A 17,220-nucleotide genomic window follows, 5' to 3' on the forward strand; every position below is an offset into this window, starting at 1 on the left:
AGGCTTATTCAGTTTTTAATGGCTTATCTAAAGGCACGTTATACAAGCGCAAAGCCTCTTTCATGACATTGTGAAAGACTGGAGCTGTAGTCAGGCCTGCATAAATTTGACTACGAGGGTCTTCGATCAAAACGACACCGACTAGCTTTGGATTTGATGCAGGAGCCATGCCAGCGAACACGTTGCGATATTGGTCAGTATAGTAGCCACCATCTGGGTTAATCCGGCGCGATGTCCCTGTTTTACCCGCGACACGGTAACCATCAATAGCAGCTGCCTTCGCGGTTCCACCTGGCTCTGTTACTGCCTCAAGCATTTTGACAATCGACATCGCTTGCTCATGCTCCATGATACGCTTACTGGGCAGTGCCTTATCAGTTTTAGTCAAAGTTAACGGGTGCATGACACCGCCAGAAGCCAATGCTGCATAAGCCTGTGCTACTTGCGCAAGCGTCACTTGTAGACCGTAGCCATAGCTGACCGTCGCGCGGCGAGCCGTTTCTTTTTCTTTTGGGGTAGTCACCAAGCCTGCGCCCTCACCTGGAAATTTAAGCGGGGTTTTGGCCCCAAAGCCAAATTGTTTTTGCATGTTGGTAATGGCATCAGGCGGTAGAGATAAGGCAATCTTGGTCGAGGCAACGTTACTCGATTTTTGTAGTAGCGTCGCCATATTAATCCGTCCTAGATTGTTATGGTCACGAATGGTATAGCCACGGACACGGATAGAACCTGGGTTGGTATCGATTAAAGAGTTGGCCGTATATTTACCAGAGTCTAACGCAGCCGCGACCGTAAACGGCTTCATCACCGAACCTGGCTCAAAAACATCAAGTAACGCGCGATTACGTTGGTTTTCACCAGTCATCTCATTAAGATTATTAGAGTTAAATGATGGCCATGTCGATAGCGCCAATACTTCACCAGTCTGTACATCGACCACCATACCAGTCGACCAACGTGCTTGCTGTAAGCGTCCTGCTTTCTCTAACTCTTTATAAAGCAGATACTGCAAACGCGAATCAATGGTCAACGCCACGTCCTGTCCTGCAATCTCTGGTTCGACTTGTTTGATTTCTCTTAGGCTGTTTTGTTTGGCATCTTTTAACACCAAAACTTTGCCATCATCCCCTGCCAATGTTTTTTCGTACTGACGCTCAATACCGGCACGACCCTCGTAACCTCCCTCAGGATCGCTGGCATTTTGTCCCATAAACCCGAGCAGCTGTGAATTGGGCTGCGGCTGAGGATAATAACGCTGAAAAAAGTTTTTCTCGTAAACACCAGGGAAATCAAGCGAGCTGACACTTTGAGCAATCTCAGGCGTGACCTTATTTAACAACGGCAAATAATGCGAGCCGGCGCCCGATGGCAGTGCCGCTTTGACCGCTTCTTCATCGGTGACGTCGATACTCTCATCAATGGCAGCCGCTTTTTCAAGCTCAGCGACTGGAATATTAGCAGCAGCCGCTAAGCGGGTCAGATCCATATTGTCTAAGCGTTTTTGCATACGCGCTTGTAGCTGCGGACTATCGGGATTGGCGATTTTGACACGATTGAGCTCATAGTATTCGCGCGCATAATCATGTGGGCTAAACGACACAGTCGCAAGCGGTGCGCTGACGGCTAAAGGCAAATCGTTGCGATCGGTAATCATACCGCGATAGGATTTTTGTGTGCGTACGCTCGTGATGAGCTCATTACCTTTATCTTGATAAAACTGTGCGTTGGCTACTTGCAGATAATAGGCGCGTGCTATCAACAAGCCCAATATGACTAAGGCAATAGCCCAAATAGTACGAAAACGATTTTTGTCGTTTTCAAAACCGCCACGTGAGGAGGCGCCAGAGGCTTTGCTAAAAATGACTTTTTTACGGTTTTTGACACTGGTATAAGCGCCTTGATTGTCGTTGTTCTTTAGGCGTCCAAATAGCTTACCAGCACGATTGTTCGTTCCCGTTTTGGAAGATGTTGTGTTTGAAGTCTTACTGCCTGATTTGGCAGTATTAGTACGGCGTAGGGGCTTAATCACTTTACCACTGGCTGTTTTTTTGTTGGTATTTTTTGTTGTGCTTTTGCCAGTGCTTTTTGGTTTTTTATCACTCATTACTCTGCCTCCACAGCCGGCACTTCAGGAGATAAGTCCGTAGTGGCTCGTGGTCCCATATCGTACGAACCATTCTCAGCTGAGTCAGTTACCACCGGTTCCAACGCAGTAGCGACACCTGGCTGAATAATCAGCTTGTCCTTTAGCGTTGGTGAATACATCCCCAACTCGGCGACAGCGCGACTGGCAATTTGCGGTGTGGCACTAAAGGTTTGCTGCTCAATAAGCAAACGCTGGTGTTCTACTTGTAGCTTACGCTCTTGTTTCTTCATGTCTTGCAAGGTTCTATAATCCTGATGATATTGTTGAACATTTTCAGCCGTTTTGATACCGCTCCATACGATTGCACCTGCCAATAGCAACAGTACAACCACATAAATACTGACGACATTGAATCGACGCGCGAATAATTCGCCAACATCGGTCGTATTGGACATAGCGGCGTGGTGGTTTGCAGGTTTGTCAGATATTGCCATGACGATCTCAAAAAGTGGACTTGAAGTATAAAAGCGCTAACTGTTTTAGATTTACAAATAACTTATCAGCACTATCAATAAAACATAAAATCAAATATCTCAGTCAACTGGCCAAAAAACAACCAAACGAAAAGTTAACTGCTGAGCCTAGCAGACAATATTTACAGCTTTTTAACAGTGGCGTAGCGATTAACACATTCGCGCACTATTTAGATAAACATTAGCAACCATACGTGGTTCATCTAATGATTTCACCTAGGGTTTAAGATGCATCTGTCTGCTGATAAGCTGTATCAGTACGCGTTGCCATACGTAGCCATGCACTACGAGCACGCGGATTCTGACTCGTCTCAGCTTTGCTTGGGCCGATACGTTTGGGCTTACTAAAATAACGTGGGCGTTTGGGCGGCATAGGTAAGTTTTCATCTTCTGGATACTGACCTTTACTATGGCGCTGCAAAAACTGCTTGATACGCCGATCTTCTAATGAGTGAAAGCTGATCACAGCCAGCTGCCCTCCCGTTTTTAAAATCGGAATACTTTGTGCTAAAAAGTCATCGACATCGCCAAGCTCGTTATTAATAAAGATGCGCATGGCTTGAAAGCTTTGCGTCGCTGGATGCTTACCGCGTTGCCAATTAGGGTGCGCAACTTTGATCACTTCTGCCAGCTCAAGTGTGGACTCGTAACTATGCATCTGTTTGATAGCGCGCGCAATACGGCGGCTATGACGCTCTTCGCCAAACTCATAAAGTACGTTAGCCAAAGTTTCATCATCGACTTGCTCGAGCCATTCGGCAACCGACTGGCCACGACTGGTATCCATCCGCATATCGACTGCGCCATCACGCATAAAACTAAAGCCGCGCCTGCCATCATCAATCTGCGGTGATGAGATACCCAAGTCTGCCATTAGTCCATCAACTTCCATGATGCCCATGGCTGCCAGACTATCGGTCAACGTAGCAAAGCTATCATGAATGACATGTACGCGGCTATCTTCACTTGCCAGCTTACGGGCCACGCTAATAGCGGTCGGGTCTTTGTCAAAGACAATCAGCTGCGCATCATCTGCAAGCTGGCTTAGTAGTAGCCTGCTATGACCGCCACGGCCAAAAGTCGCATCAACGTAAATACCACTTAACTGTAAGCTATTTTGGACATCACCCTCTGTCTGTTTGGGCAGTGCTTTTACGCCGAGCACCGCAGCGACGGTCTCTTGTAGCAGCACCGCATCATGGACAAAACTTGAATCATCAACCACCGTATCACCTTGACTAAGCGCTTGAGTCGTTTGATCAAGCTGTTGGGCGGGCGCTTTAGTAGAGGCGTTTTTTATAGAAGATGAGCTAACCATTGATTCAGGTATTCCGGTAGTAGAAGAAGGGTTGGCTTTGGTATCTGACGATGTTAATTTAGATTTTGGCTTATATTTTGACAATGACACAAACAACTCAATAGATGACGACCACCAAGGCCAATAATTAGATAAAAATAAACAAGTTATGACTTATCTAGCGTTATTATCGCAAGGATACATCTGTAGTCAAGCGCTAGACGGCCTTTTCGTTAAAAATATCATGTCTCTCTGTTATACTAGCGCTATATTTTACGCTATTTTTCTACTTTAACTTCTATTCATTCGCATTTCTTACTCATTCTTATTTTTCATTGTCATTTTTTATCATAAACAACCTTTTTGAGAACTTTATCATGCAAACCTCTACTCAAACTACTCCTAATGGCTCGCGTCCTGTCCGTACTCGTATTGCGCCATCACCGACTGGTTTTCCACATGTCGGTACTGCTTATATTGCGCTGTTTAACTTAGCGTTTGCTAAAGCGAATGGTGGTGAATTTATTTTGCGTATCGAAGACACCGACCAAACCCGCTCAACCGAACAATCTGAACAAATGATTTTGGATGCGCTACGCTGGGTCGGCCTGGACTGGAGCGAGGGGCCAGATATTGGTGGACCACACGCCCCCTATCGTCAAAGCGAGCGCAGCGATATTTATAAAGAACATGCAAACAAGCTATTAGATAACAATCATGCGTTTCGCTGTTTTTGTACTAGCGAGGAGCTAGATGCCATGCGCGCTGAACAAATGGCCAATGGCGAAACCCCGCGCTATGACGGGCGCTGTGCTCATCTTGCTCCCGGAAAAACTGAGCAATTGGTCAATGAGGGCAAACCAAACGTCATTCGTATGCGCGTGCCGACCGAAGGCGTCTGCCAAGTACATGACATGCTACGCGGTACTGTTGAGATACCCTGGGCGCAAGTTGACATGCAAGTACTGCTCAAAACCGACGGCATGCCAACATATCATTTAGCCAACGTCGTCGACGACCATTTAATGGACATCAGTCATGTCATGCGCGGCGAAGAATGGCTAAATTCAGCACCTAAGCATCAGCTACTTTATGAGTATTTTGGTTGGGAGATGCCGACCCTTTGTCATATGCCATTACTGCGTAACCCAGATAAGTCAAAACTGTCGAAACGTAAAAACCCAACCTCGATTACCTACTATCGTGATGCTGGCGTACTACCTGAAGCGTTACTCAACTATCTAGGCCGTATGGGCTACTCAACGCCTGACGAAGCTGAAAAATTCACCTTAGATGAGATGATTGCCAGTTTTGATATTCAGCGTGTGTCACTTGGCGGGCCTATCTTCGATATCGAAAAGCTTAATTGGTTAAATAGCGAGTGGCTACGCGCGCTCACGCCTGAAGAGCTAAAAAATAAAATTCTTGACTGGGCCAGTGACAGCGATAAACTCACCGCTATCGCTGCTGCCATTCAGCCACGCATTGAGTTATTGTCTGATGCGGTCAATTGGGGTGGCTTTTATTTTCAGAACCTACCTGATATTAATGCAGAAAGCTTTACTCATAAATCGCTTGCGCCTGAGCAAATCATCGAGATGCTACAACTCGCGCTTTGGCAGTTAGAAACCTTGCCAACATGGTCGGAGGAAAACATCTACGCCACGCTAAAAGGTCTGGCGGCGCATATGGATATTAAGATGCGCGACTTTATGGCACCATTCTTTATTGCTATCGCGGGTAGCACCTCATCGACACCCGTTATGAACTCTATGGCGATTATCGGCGCTGATATGACTTTGACGCGTCTACGTCATGCGGTTGATGTACTGGGCGGCCTCGGTAAAAAGAAACTGAAGAAGCTTGAAAAACAAGCAGCAGAGTTGCCGGACTTTTTAGCTGCTGAATAGTTTTAATCATCGTTTAATAAAGCTGTTGTTGAATCACATGGCTAGTGGCCAATGAGGAGGTCAGTTCAATATAAGCTGACCCCTTCTGACGTTTTAGTAGTGCATAGAAGGAAGTTTTGAATTTTAATGCATGTTATTAAGCAGAATTCACACTATTTTGGTCTGAATTATTAGAAAAAATAGCTATAAACACTTTTTTATATATATTTATGAATTATTTTTAAAATAGCAGTTGACAAGACAGCCGCTCTTACCTAAAATACGCACACTCTTAGCGAGGGGCTATAGCTCAGTTGGTAGAGCACTTGCATGGCATGCAAGGGGTCAACGGTTCGACTCCGTTTAGCTCCACCATACTATTTATAGCAACGCTCAGTACGACTGAAACGTAACCATAAATACTCGCTAGTAGGACGATATCAGCACCTAGGCAATGCTTGCTTTATTAATAGATAAGCACTCTGATATTGTGAAGTACCGTTGTAGCCTTTTTGGTTATAACACTCTATGCGTCCCCATCGTCTAGAGGCCTAGGACACCGCCCTTTCACGGCGGTAACGGGGGTTCGAATCCCCCTGGGGACGCCACTATTCGGCGTCACTTATTAGCACTTTTGCTTAGCATCAGGTCAGACTAATAAGCGAACAATAAAAAGCCCAGTCATCATATGATGACTGGGCTTTTTTATGCCTGTTTATCTACAAGTACGGTAGAGACACAAACTTGCTATTACATCTGATAATTTTCCAATTCTTAGATGAAGAAACCCAAAAGTAATAAATTTCGGCTTTACAATCAATACTTTAACTCTATTAACGACAAAAATACACAAGTTTACATTTAGTGGATTTAGTCACACAGGTTAACACACTTATACACAAAGTTAGTGTTTTTCTACTTAACGCTATTATGAATATATTTCTCTATTAATTAAGATTGCCTTGTACCTAGTGAAGACTTGTATAAGCCTCTTTATAGAAATCAACCATAATGATATGCAAATTAGCGTTAAATAACATGTGATAAGGAATTGTTATGTTACCTACCTATACGCCTCAACGTCGCCCTTCTTGGCGCGGTGTACTAGCAGGTCTTATTATGGGACTGCTCGTAGTCATGGCGATGATTGCCATCGCTTTAATCCTAAGCTCATTTATACCGTTTGACCTAAAAGGTACTAGTATTGCTGCTGGTATCTATGCTGCTATTACTGCTTTAGTCAGCGCTTATGTTGCAGGCTATTTTGCTATCAAATACTCTGCACCCGAGGCCTTGTTTGGTGATGGTACAGATGTCGATCAAAAAGACGCTACGTTGACTGGTATGTTGACTGCGGCTTTAATTGTATTGGTAACCACGTTTTTCACTCTAAGTAGTGCAACTGGTATCCTAGCGACGGCTGGTAATACTGTTGGCGGTACGGTTAGTACAGTAGCAAAAACTGCAGGTGGCGTAGCAGCGGCTGGTACATCAGCGGCAAGTACAGCAGCCATCGCTGCACCTGATAGTACTGTTACGCAGGTTCAGCAAAAAGCGCAAGAAGTTTACCAAACCGTATCTGGTAATATCAGCAAAGCAGATATCAGCGCTATGGTAGCCAAGAATACTCAAGATTTAAACGATCAACAAATCCAAGCGACGACTAACGTATTGGATGAGATGATTAACGAAACCAAAACTGACGTTACTGATATGGACTTCACCAGTATCGACACATGGCGCAATATTGATGAGTATGCAAAACAACGCATGGCATCTATTGAGCAGACACTAAAAGGTCCTGAGCTAATCAACCGCTTACAGCAAGAAGGATTGAGCGAAGTGCAAGCGACTGAAGTACGTTCAGAAGTAGTACAGTCATTTAATGAGTACAAAACAAAAACTGAGCAGTATATCGCCCAAGCCCAACAAACCGTTGATCAAAACTTACAACAAGCTGAAGACGTTGCTCGTAAAGCTGCCTTGTATAGTGGTCTATTTTGGTTAATCAGTACTATCTTAACTTTCATCGCTGCTACTATGGGTGCCAAAAGCGCTGCTACTAAGCATCGTTTAGATAAGCCTATTGTTACTTGGGGTGACAACGTTAGATAAGAGCATGTTAGATTATAGATCTGGTAAAACTGATTATTAGTCAATAGTACTTACCCATAATAAGCTCAATTACATACGATGATTGGGCTTATTTTATGGCTATCACTTTTAAAACACTTCTTGATTTTATTCTCACTACTTTATAACTACCCGCGCTATTGCCAACCTATCCAATGCTCGCTACTATCTACCCCATAAGTATTTTATACAACATAAAAATGCTCTAGAACGTATGAATTTTTAGAACTATCAAAGGGAAGTGATTGCGATGTTCGGTATCGAGAATTATCTAGGGTTTGTTTTAGCGGCTATTTTGTTGAACCTGACACCTGGCACAGATAGCATGTATATCATCACTCGCAGCGTCTCACAAGGGCACAAAGCTGGTTTCTATTCTGTACTGGGCATTGTCACTGGAATACTAATGCACACGGTATTGGCGGCATTAGGACTATCAATCATTTTAGCCAACTCTCCACTAGCATTTACTATCGTTAAATATATTGGTGCCAGCTACCTATGCTATTTAGGGATTAAAATGTTAACCAGTAAATCGAAATCTATCCTATCAGACAGTTTGCCCAATAACAGAAAACTTGTACAAGCTGAGTCTTTGAATTATAGGCGAATCTATAAACAAGGCATATTGACCAATACTTTTAACCCAAAAGTGGCTTTATTCTTCCTCGCGTTTTTCCCGCAGTTTATTGATCCTAACTATACCTATAGCGCATTGTCTTTTCTAATTTTAGGGTTGAGTTTTGCTATTACTGGTTTTATATGGTGCTTATGTCTAGCTTTACTGGCATCAAAATTTAGTGCCAACTTAAGAAAAAATCCGTCTATCGAAGTTCTTTTAAATAAAATAAGCGGCGCGGTATTTATCGGCTTGGGAGTTAAGTTGTTAATTGATAAGGGTTGAGAAAACTGCTATAAACGATTAAATAAGCCACTTCCTATAAAATTTAACTACCTATAAAAAAGCCCAGTCCCCTACATTGAGGAGACTGGGCTTTATATCATTCTAACTCTAATCAATCACTACGCAGCGTCTTTGTTGTCAGCCGCTAGCTGACGCAGCACATAGTGTAATACGCCGCCATGACGCACATACTCGCGCTCTTTTGGCGTCTGTAAACCAACGTTAACTTCAAAGACTTCCTCCGAGCCATCGGCACGAGTAGCAGTGACTTTGGCGGTTTTGCTCTCACCATTGTCAAGGCCTGTGATACTCATCACCTCTGAGCCGTCTAGCTTATAAGTGTCTGCATTCTCACCATCTTTAAAGGTCAGCGGCAACACGCCCATACCGACTAGGTTTGAACGGTGGATACGCTCAAACGAGGTAGTCAGTACTGCTTTTACACCAAGCAAAATCGTACCTTTCGCTGCCCAGTCACGGCTTGAGCCAGAGCCATACTCTGCACCGCCTAATACTACTAGCGGACGCTTGTCTTCTTTATACTTCATAGCCGCATCATAGATAGCCATCTCTTCGCCATCTTGTAGCGTTGCGCTGTCATCTTTGAAGTAATACGTATAACCGCCCTCTTTGCCATCCATCATGCTGTTTTTGATACGGATGTTGGCGAATGTGCCGCGAGTCATGACCGCATCATTACCACGGCGTGAGCCATAGCTGTTGAAGTCAGCTTCCATGACACCGCGCTCTTGCAAGTACTTGCCAGCAGGCGATTCGGCATCAATATTACCCGCCGGTGAGATATGGTCAGTGGTGATTGAATCGCCGAACAGACCCAAGATACGTGCGCCTTCGATATCAGGGATGCCTTCTGGCTCCATGGTCATGCCATCAAAGAACGGCGGGTTTTTAATATAAGTGGAAGCTTCACTCCATGGATACAACTGACTATCTGCTGAGCTAATGGCATTCCACGCTTTACTACCATCAAACACTTCACCGTAGTTTTTGCGGAACATATCAGCATCGATATTATTGGCAATCAGCTCGTTGATCTCTTCCGAGGTCGGCCAGATATCTTTTAGATAAACATCGTTACCCTCTAAATCTTGGCCTAGTGGATGCGTAGTCAAGTCAATATCGACGGTACCTGCTAGCGCGTAAGCAACGACGAGTGGTGGTGAAGCCAAATAGCTGGCTTTTACATGTGAGTGAATACGACCTTCAAAGTTGCGGTTACCTGATAGTACGGCTGAGGCAACCAAATCATTTTCTTCGATGGCCTCTTCAATCGCATCTAACAACGGACCTGAGTTACCGATACAAGTAGTACAACCATAACCGACTAGATAGAAACCTACTTTCTCAAGTTCATCCATGAGCTGAGACTTTTCGAGATAGTCGGTCACAACTTTTGAGCCTGGTGCAAGAGAGGTTTTGACCCATGGGCGAGCTGTCAGTCCTTTAGCCGCTGCTTTTTTGGCGACAAGTCCGGCACCAATCATAACGGCAGGGTTTGAAGTATTGGTACAAGAGGTAATCGCTGCGATCACGACAGAACCATCACGCAGTCTATATTCTTCGTCCTCGATTGTAACCTTACAAGAGGTACTACCTTCAGCGCAGAAAGGCTTGGGTTTGGCTGCTAATTTTTTAGCTTGCTCTTGCTTACCGCCCTCTTCATCGAAACGCACCTTGGCATCGACTTCAGCTTTACGACCTTTAGTCATCTCTAGTAAGGTCTCGCCAAACTTTTCATGCATATCAGATAGATTGATACGCTGCTGCGGTAGGTTAGGACCCGCAAGAGCTGGTTGGACAGTACTGAGATCTAGATACAAATTGCTTGAATAGGTTGCCGCTTTCGTGTCGGCATCATGCCACATGCCTTGCGCTTTAGCGTACTTTTCAACCAATTCAATTTGTGCTTCGTCACGACCTGATAGACGTAAATAATCAATCGCCATTTGGTCAACTGGGAAAATACCGCACGTGGCGCCATATTCTGGCGACATATTGGCAATCGTTGCTCGATCAGCAAGCGGCATTTGATGTAAGCCTTCACCGTAAAACTCGACGAACTTACCAACTACGCCATGTTTACGCAACATCTCAACCACACGTAATACTAAATCAGTTGCCGTAACGCCTTCAGACAGCTCACCTGTCATCTCAAACCCAACCACTTGTGGAATCAGCATTGAAGAGGGCTGACCTAGCATCGCCGCTTCCGCTTCGATACCGCCAACGCCCCAACCAAGCACACCAATACCATTAATCATTGTGGTATGACTGTCGGTACCAAACACGGTATCAGGGTAAGCAGTCAACTCGCCATCAACTTCCGCTGCCATGACGACGCGCGCAAGATATTCTAAGTTAACTTGGTGCACGATACCGGTCGCTGGTGGAACGACGACAAAGTTTTTGAAAGCGCTCTTACCCCAATGCAAGAATTCATAACGCTCATTATTGCGTTTAAATTCAATTTTTTCATTTAAATCAAGCGAGTCTTCACGGCCATACACATCGACTTGCACCGAGTGGTCAACGACGAGCTCACTGGGAATAAATGGATTGATTTGTTCAGCTTTACCGCCAAGCTCGACTACCGCATCACGCATCGCTGCCAGATCGACGACTGATGGTACACCGGTGAAATCCTGCAATACCACCCGCGCTGGCATAAAGGCAATCTCTTTTGAGGCCTCTGCTGCTGCATCCCAGTTGGCGACTGCCTCAATATGGTTTTTACCGACAGACTGCCCGCCATCTTCGTTACGCAGCAGGTTCTCTAGTACGATTTTCATACAGTATGGTAGCGTATTAATATTATCGTAAGTCTCAGCAAGTTTGGGCAAGCTGTAGTAGGCATGCTCTTTGCCATCGACTGAAATAGTGTCTTTTACGTTAAAGATATCGCTCATGGTAGCTTCCTTATCGTTGTTATAAATCCTGAACATAAATCATCATGAACTTATGCTTGTGACTGGTGGCTAAATAGCTGATTAATCGTTTTGATGAAAAATAGTGCAATATAGAGTAATAAATAATTAGGTGTAAGTTTCAATTAAACCTAAACATAACTTCGCATTTAGAATTTAATATTCACTTGTTTTTACCATAACAAATATTCAAGACTTTGTTAACGCTTAGACGTAGTCAAATCGTGGCACAATCGTAACCGTCACCAGGCTCTAACAGTATGATTGTCATTAACTTTATATATCTTGGCTTTTACCCTGTTTACGGCGACCGCTCCTAAACACATAAGCGTCCTTATAAAAGTCAGCATCTACATTCTTCGCCCAAAAATGCGGTACGCCTAAAATAGGCAATGGCGATAAATGACGCGGTGTGACCTCATTGCATGATAGCAACTCGTTCATATAATCAGCGACTCTATCGTCTAAATACTGCAGACGCTCAGATAATGATAACGCAAAGAAATCTTGCGAGACATGTATCACCACACTATGCGCGCATAAAGGTTTCCGCGGTTGTATAAGTTGCTCAAGCAGGGCATGACCAAAGATATAAACTGCCGCTTGCGCCTGCGTACAGGGTTTTTTAGGGTCATCCCACTGCCTGCGCGGCTGTACCAAACTACCCTGCCAATCAAAATCAATGAGCGCCTCGCCAATACTAGGGTCAGCTGTAACTAGCACCGCACCATTTTCATCAAACACAGTGATGGTATCGCGGACGCGGCCTCGACTGGCACCGACCCCTTGCTGCTCAATCTCAAGTATATGATAGTGGTTTAGCAGGGCTTTGGTTTTGGGAAAGGTCAGCCAAATACTACCGTTAAATAAGTCATGTAAGTTATCACGCGTCGGAATATTGCCAGTCGTGGCGATAAAACTCTCGTAAGCCTCGCCTTCTGGTAGTGCATCCTGTGAGACAAAACTCAAAGTATGCGCTCGCTGATTTTTAATAGGTTTAGTGGTCGGCAGTGGCCTTTGTACAGTTTCGCTTTGTTGCTTTGAGGCAGCGTTAAGTATACCTGCGACAATATCTATAGACTTGTCATTGAGTATCGAGACCTCTGCCTGCTGAGGTGAATGACTTAGCTCATTTATACTTTTACTAATGTCGTTCAATTGACTTAAATGACTAAGCCACGGGGCATGCCAGTCAATCTGAGCAAAGCTGTCATCAAGCTTACTGGTAAATATAACGGACTTATGAGCAGACGAATCATTTATCAAAGGTTGATCAAAAAGAGCATCAGCACGATGCAGATGTGGCAAATTACTAGCGGTCATATTGACGATCTCTATTAGGCGACTGGCGGCTCTATGGTATCATGGTGCGCTTTTTTACGGCTAGACAAGCAGCTCGAAACAATGTTTTCGCGCGCTATTTATTAATGAGTTTTTATGGCAAATTTTAATACCCACCTAAATGTTGCATTTATGGTCAGCGGCACGCTGAGTTTGGCGGTCTATAAAGCTGGATTGGTTGACGACTCAGGTTTTTTGATGTGTGTGGCGCTCGGTACCATCGGCGGGCTATTGCCTGATTTGGACTCTGATCACTCAACCCCGATCAAGCTTGGGTTTAATATCATCTCTTTTGTCTTTGCCTTTGGTTTGGTGATGCATTGGCGCAGTGAGCTAAGTTTACTTGCTCTGATGGCGTTATGGCTGGCAGGCTATGGCTTTATGCGTTATGTGGTTTTTTATATTTTTACCAATATGACGGTGCACCGCGGTGTCATCCATTCTGTCCCTTATATGGCGATAATGGGACTTGGGATGACTTGTTTGAGCTATTATGGATTACAGATGCCGCTGACCGCCAGCTGGTTTTATGGGCTGTTTTTATTCGGTGGGGCAATGGTGCATTTGACACTGGATGAGCTGTATAGCGTCAATTTATCCAACATGAAAATGAAGCGCTCATCGGGCACGGCCATGAAGTTTTATCAACACAAAGACAAATGGTGGTATTTGCTACTGTACGCTATTCTTTTGCTTTTGATATATATAGCGCCGCCTTTTGAGATTTTTTGGTCGCGGTTAAGTGACCCATCAGCATGGGCGCAGCTCAAGGTTGGTATATTGCCAGAATTATTAAAAAGTATGCTGCAATAAAATTATCATAAGACCATTAAACCTAAACGAATAAGCCCAAACGAAAATTAGAGTAAAACATGCAGACCTCCCTACATCCTTGCCCTTGCCAAACCAATCCAACAGCAGAGACGACAGACGCTCTATTATCCTATCAAGACTGCTGCCAACCTTATCATGATGCTTTTTATAATGACGACGTTGATAAAGTAGATAGTATAAGAGCGGAGTCAGCGCAGCGTCTGATGCGCACGCGTTATAGCGCTTTTGTGCTCATCAAGCCAGAATATATTGTCAAGACCACCCTGCCCGCCCAGCAAAATTTGCTGGATATCAAGGCGATTGAGATATGGGCCACTGAGACCGATTGGGCAGGACTAGAAATCGTAGAACACACGCCAAAGCTTGGCAAACGTCATGCGAAGGTCGAGTTTAAAGCATTTTATATTGAGCCAGACGGAGAACCAGCAGCACACCATGAGCTATCTACTTTTGTAAAGGTAGTAAATAAAACTGCTAAAGAAAAAGACGAGCGTTGGTATTTTTTAGATCCAACGGTTGCCATGACTGTGACGCAAAAGCAGCCGTGTATTTGTGGATCTGGCGAGAAGTTTAAACGCTGTTGTGGATTATATAGTTAATTCACTGTAAAACCGATACAGTGCAGCTGGTATGAATTTTGCGCAGCATCTGTCAGCGTAGACACAGCAAGCAAGGAAAATTTGTACCAGTTGCACGTTGATATGAGCATATCGATCTTATTCCAAACTGACTATATCTGTAGCTGATATTGATGACGCGCCAACTTTAAACACTCGCCCCAACCGCGCGTGCCACCGCAATCCCTTCGTCAATGGTCAAAAATTTACGCTGACTTGGGCTGTCTTTATAAATAATTTCACCCTCTTGAAATATCAGGCACTCATTGACAGCCAATTGTTGCCATTTTTCATTTTCAGTGAGTGGTACGGTAACTAGTATCGTTACTTTATCCGTATCTGTAGTCACATCACTAAAGTTAATCGCCAAATCATCATCCGCCAATTTTGCTTCACCAAATGGCGCTTGGCGGGTCAAATAAAATAACAAGCTACCTGCATAAGCCAGTTGCCAGCGTCCGTTGGATATTAGGCAATTAAACAAGCCATTGGCGGATAAATAACGGCATTGGGTGGTCAAAAAGTTAAACAGCGTCTTGTCGTCAGGACGGGTCTTAAAGCTACTCTTTAAGCGATTGACCAGATAACAAAAAGCCATTTCAGAGTCTGTTGAGCCAACAGGCTGGCAGTGCGTGGCGTTGCCATTATCTTGCAGACGCTGGCAGCGCTTGATAAATTCGCTATTCATCTGTCCATTGTGGGCAAATACCCACTGCTCACCCCAGACTTCACGGACAAAAGGATGGGTGTTAGCCAAGCAGTTCTGTCCTTGGGTCGCTTTACGAATATGAGCGATGACATTCATGGCTTTAATCGGATAATTATTGACCAAATCAGCCACCGGTGACAGATGGCTTGGGCGATTGTCATGAAACAAGCGTAGTCCGGTTGAGTCATTTGCTCCTTCGCCATTATTGGTGCAGTCACTACGTTCAAAAAAAGCAATACCAAAACCATCTTCATGGCTATCAGTCATACCGCCGCGGCGACGAAACCCTGCAAAGCTAAAACCGATATCGGTTGGGGTATTACAGTTCATTCCTAGGAGTTGGCACATTTATGATTTACCGCCTTGGTTACTTTGATTGTCTAAGCTGTGTTTGTGTTCTTGCATGACATTGTCCTGTGTCACTGTTGTAATACCAAGCTCTGCATCGCTCATATTATCCAGTAGCACTTCACCTGCCGTCTCGCTATCGATATTATCTAATATACTCTGCGCGTGCGCCAAATCTTCATCTTGCACCCAAAGCACGATACCAGAATTCATACCCGGAATGGCGCTAAGGGCTTGTAAAGACACAGTAATGCCGTTATTACGTAGCAAATTGGCATGCAGCTCACCTTGGATGTTGGTGTCATAGCGTGCCAGTTTGTGCCAGTTATCAACTTGATCGGTCATAGGGTTACCTTTGGGGTTAAGACAGAAATCGTTAAAACACTCTATACCAATTGATCGAGCGCATACTCTTTGATGATAACATTACTATTATCGTTTAAAGTAGCACGCGCTTGCTCAGCCTGGGTAATATCACTAAATATGCCCTCGACATAATTATTGCTTTCACTATTTAATAATACAAATACTGTCTCTTGTGCTTTTTCGACATGCGACCAGTGATAAGCGGCCAAACGCTTCATCAAATCAGGGTTTTTGACCATGATATTGTCGCCAGTCCGTCCCTCAGTGCGGTTATAGTAAATGACGTTAAGACGTAGTAGCCAAAAAATCACGGCCGCTTTGGCAAGCATCACTGGCAATGCACGTTTTTCATCTTCGCCAAGCGCACGTTTAGACTCATACCCTTGCAAAAAGGCGTTCATTTTTTGACGATCAAAATTGACCGTTTCGCTTTGCTCAGCGTCACCCCACGTGGTACAAAAATCATTAATGGTAATAGCAATATCCATCACGTAATGCTCAACGCTAACCTCAGTAAAATCAAGTAAGCCCGTTAATGTCTCATTATCTTTTTGCAAATTCCACAAAGTATTATCCGCAAACATATCGAGATGACACAAGCCTTTTGGTAAGCTGGTAAGTGGTAAGTTCGAGTAAGCCTGCCAAATATCGCGCATTAATTTGGCTTCATCACCGGGCATAAACTGCATTTCACGGTCGCTTACCTCTCCCCATGGATAAAGTGGCACGCCGTAATCCTGCGCAGGCTGTAGCGCTTGCAGGGTTTCATGCAACATCGCTAACGCTGCGCCAATCTCGTGACACATCGCCGGCGTAGTCTGCTTGGGATGCGCCCCTGCCAAACACGGTACGATCGTAATGGCTTTATCTTCATAGCGGATGACATAGCGTTTATCATCTTGACTATCGCTAGGCTTTTCGTGACCTTCACGCAAAGCTAGTGGCGCGGCTACTGGTAACTTGCCCGTTAGCTGATTGAGAATAACGGCCATTTTTTCGATATCTTCTGGTGGTCGCTCTTCAAATAAAGTGAAAACATAGGAGTGCTGACCGTCGTGGTCATCAGTGGTCTGAATAAACCAGTTCGAGTTTTTGATGCCTTGGGTAATGGGTATAGCGCGCTTAAAGGACACACCAAAACTTGAGCAAAAGGCGGCAAATTGATCATCGGTTAACTGGGTATAGACGGACATGACATCTCACTTTTGGCAAAAAAAT

At 44.5% G+C, this 17,220-nt stretch carries 13 protein-coding genes and 2 tRNA genes; 7 read left to right on the forward strand and 8 right to left on the reverse strand.

Annotated features, from left to right (window positions below; translation table 11 throughout):
- Window positions 1-4: 4 nt before the first annotated feature.
- The 3 genes from Q0890_RS11895 to rsmH form a co-directional block, all read right to left on the reverse strand.
- Window positions 5-2,104, reverse strand: coding sequence for a penicillin-binding protein 2 (locus tag Q0890_RS11895; protein WP_299221215.1), 2,100 nt, complete (start codon window positions 2,102-2,104; stop codon window positions 5-7).
- A complete protein-coding gene (locus tag Q0890_RS11900; protein WP_299221218.1) occupies window positions 2,104-2,580 on the reverse strand; it encodes a cell division protein FtsL in 477 nt (158 codons plus the stop codon). The genes Q0890_RS11895 and Q0890_RS11900 overlap by 1 nt, the downstream gene beginning before the upstream one ends.
- Before the next feature lie 262 nt (window positions 2,581-2,842).
- Entirely contained in the window at window positions 2,843-4,027 is a 1,185-nt protein-coding gene (gene rsmH, locus Q0890_RS11905) for a 16S rRNA (cytosine(1402)-N(4))-methyltransferase RsmH (RefSeq protein WP_299221221.1), read from the reverse strand.
- A 263-nt stretch (window positions 4,028-4,290) separates the two neighbouring features.
- On the opposite strand from rsmH, the gene gltX reads away from it, so the two are divergent.
- From gltX to Q0890_RS11930, 5 genes are all read left to right on the forward strand, one after another.
- The gene (gene gltX / locus Q0890_RS11910) at window positions 4,291-5,826 is read left to right on the forward strand and encodes a glutamate--tRNA ligase (protein WP_299221323.1); all 1,536 of its coding nucleotides are present in this window, start codon (window positions 4,291-4,293) and stop codon (window positions 5,824-5,826) included.
- 278 nt (window positions 5,827-6,104) lie between these two features.
- A tRNA-Ala gene (locus Q0890_RS11915) sits at window positions 6,105-6,180 on the forward strand.
- A gap of 157 nt (window positions 6,181-6,337) precedes the next feature.
- Window positions 6,338-6,413, forward strand: a tRNA-Glu gene (locus Q0890_RS11920).
- A 448-nt stretch (window positions 6,414-6,861) separates the two neighbouring features.
- Window positions 6,862-7,920, forward strand: a complete 1,059-nt coding sequence (locus Q0890_RS11925; protein WP_299221223.1) for a hypothetical protein — start codon at window positions 6,862-6,864, stop codon at window positions 7,918-7,920.
- A gap of 268 nt (window positions 7,921-8,188) precedes the next feature.
- Window positions 8,189-8,842 (forward strand): LysE family translocator, encoded by a 654-nt coding sequence (locus Q0890_RS11930; RefSeq protein WP_299221226.1) that lies wholly within the window; start codon window positions 8,189-8,191, stop codon window positions 8,840-8,842.
- A 119-nt stretch (window positions 8,843-8,961) separates the two neighbouring features.
- Here the strand turns inward: Q0890_RS11930 and acnA are convergent, their stop codons facing one another.
- Window positions 8,962-11,769, reverse strand: coding sequence for an aconitate hydratase AcnA (acnA, locus tag Q0890_RS11935; protein ID WP_299221229.1), 2,808 nt, complete (start codon window positions 11,767-11,769; stop codon window positions 8,962-8,964).
- A gap of 294 nt (window positions 11,770-12,063) precedes the next feature.
- Window positions 12,064-13,110 (reverse strand): DUF3025 domain-containing protein, encoded by a 1,047-nt coding sequence (locus Q0890_RS11940; protein WP_299221232.1) that lies wholly within the window; start codon window positions 13,108-13,110, stop codon window positions 12,064-12,066.
- Window positions 13,111-13,224: 114 nt separating this feature from the next.
- Between Q0890_RS11940 and Q0890_RS11945 the strand changes: the two genes are divergently transcribed.
- The gene (locus Q0890_RS11945; RefSeq protein WP_299221234.1) at window positions 13,225-13,941 is read left to right on the forward strand and encodes a metal-dependent hydrolase; all 717 of its coding nucleotides are present in this window, start codon (window positions 13,225-13,227) and stop codon (window positions 13,939-13,941) included.
- 59 nt (window positions 13,942-14,000) lie between these two features.
- Window positions 14,001-14,561, forward strand: a complete 561-nt coding sequence (locus Q0890_RS11950) for a YchJ family protein (RefSeq protein WP_299221237.1) — start codon at window positions 14,001-14,003, stop codon at window positions 14,559-14,561.
- Window positions 14,562-14,727: 166 nt separating this feature from the next.
- Here the strand turns inward: Q0890_RS11950 and Q0890_RS11955 are convergent, their stop codons facing one another.
- The 3 genes from Q0890_RS11955 to Q0890_RS11965 are packed head-to-tail and all read right to left on the reverse strand — an operon-like array spanning window position 14,728 to window position 17,195.
- Window positions 14,728-15,636, reverse strand: a complete 909-nt coding sequence (locus Q0890_RS11955) for a class II glutamine amidotransferase (RefSeq protein ID WP_299221239.1) — start codon at window positions 15,634-15,636, stop codon at window positions 14,728-14,730.
- The gene (locus tag Q0890_RS11960; RefSeq protein WP_299221241.1) at window positions 15,637-15,981 is read right to left on the reverse strand and encodes a hypothetical protein; all 345 of its coding nucleotides are present in this window, start codon (window positions 15,979-15,981) and stop codon (window positions 15,637-15,639) included. It lies immediately after the preceding gene.
- A 41-nt stretch (window positions 15,982-16,022) separates the two neighbouring features.
- Complete coding sequence (locus tag Q0890_RS11965; protein WP_299221243.1) at window positions 16,023-17,195, reverse strand: homoserine kinase; 1,173 nt, start codon at window positions 17,193-17,195, stop codon at window positions 16,023-16,025.
- Window positions 17,196-17,220: the final 25 nt, after the last annotated feature.

It is taken from the genome of uncultured Psychrobacter sp. (genome assembly GCF_947488565.1).
In the GTDB taxonomy this organism is placed as follows: domain Bacteria; phylum Pseudomonadota; class Gammaproteobacteria; order Pseudomonadales; family Moraxellaceae; genus Psychrobacter; species Psychrobacter saeujeotis.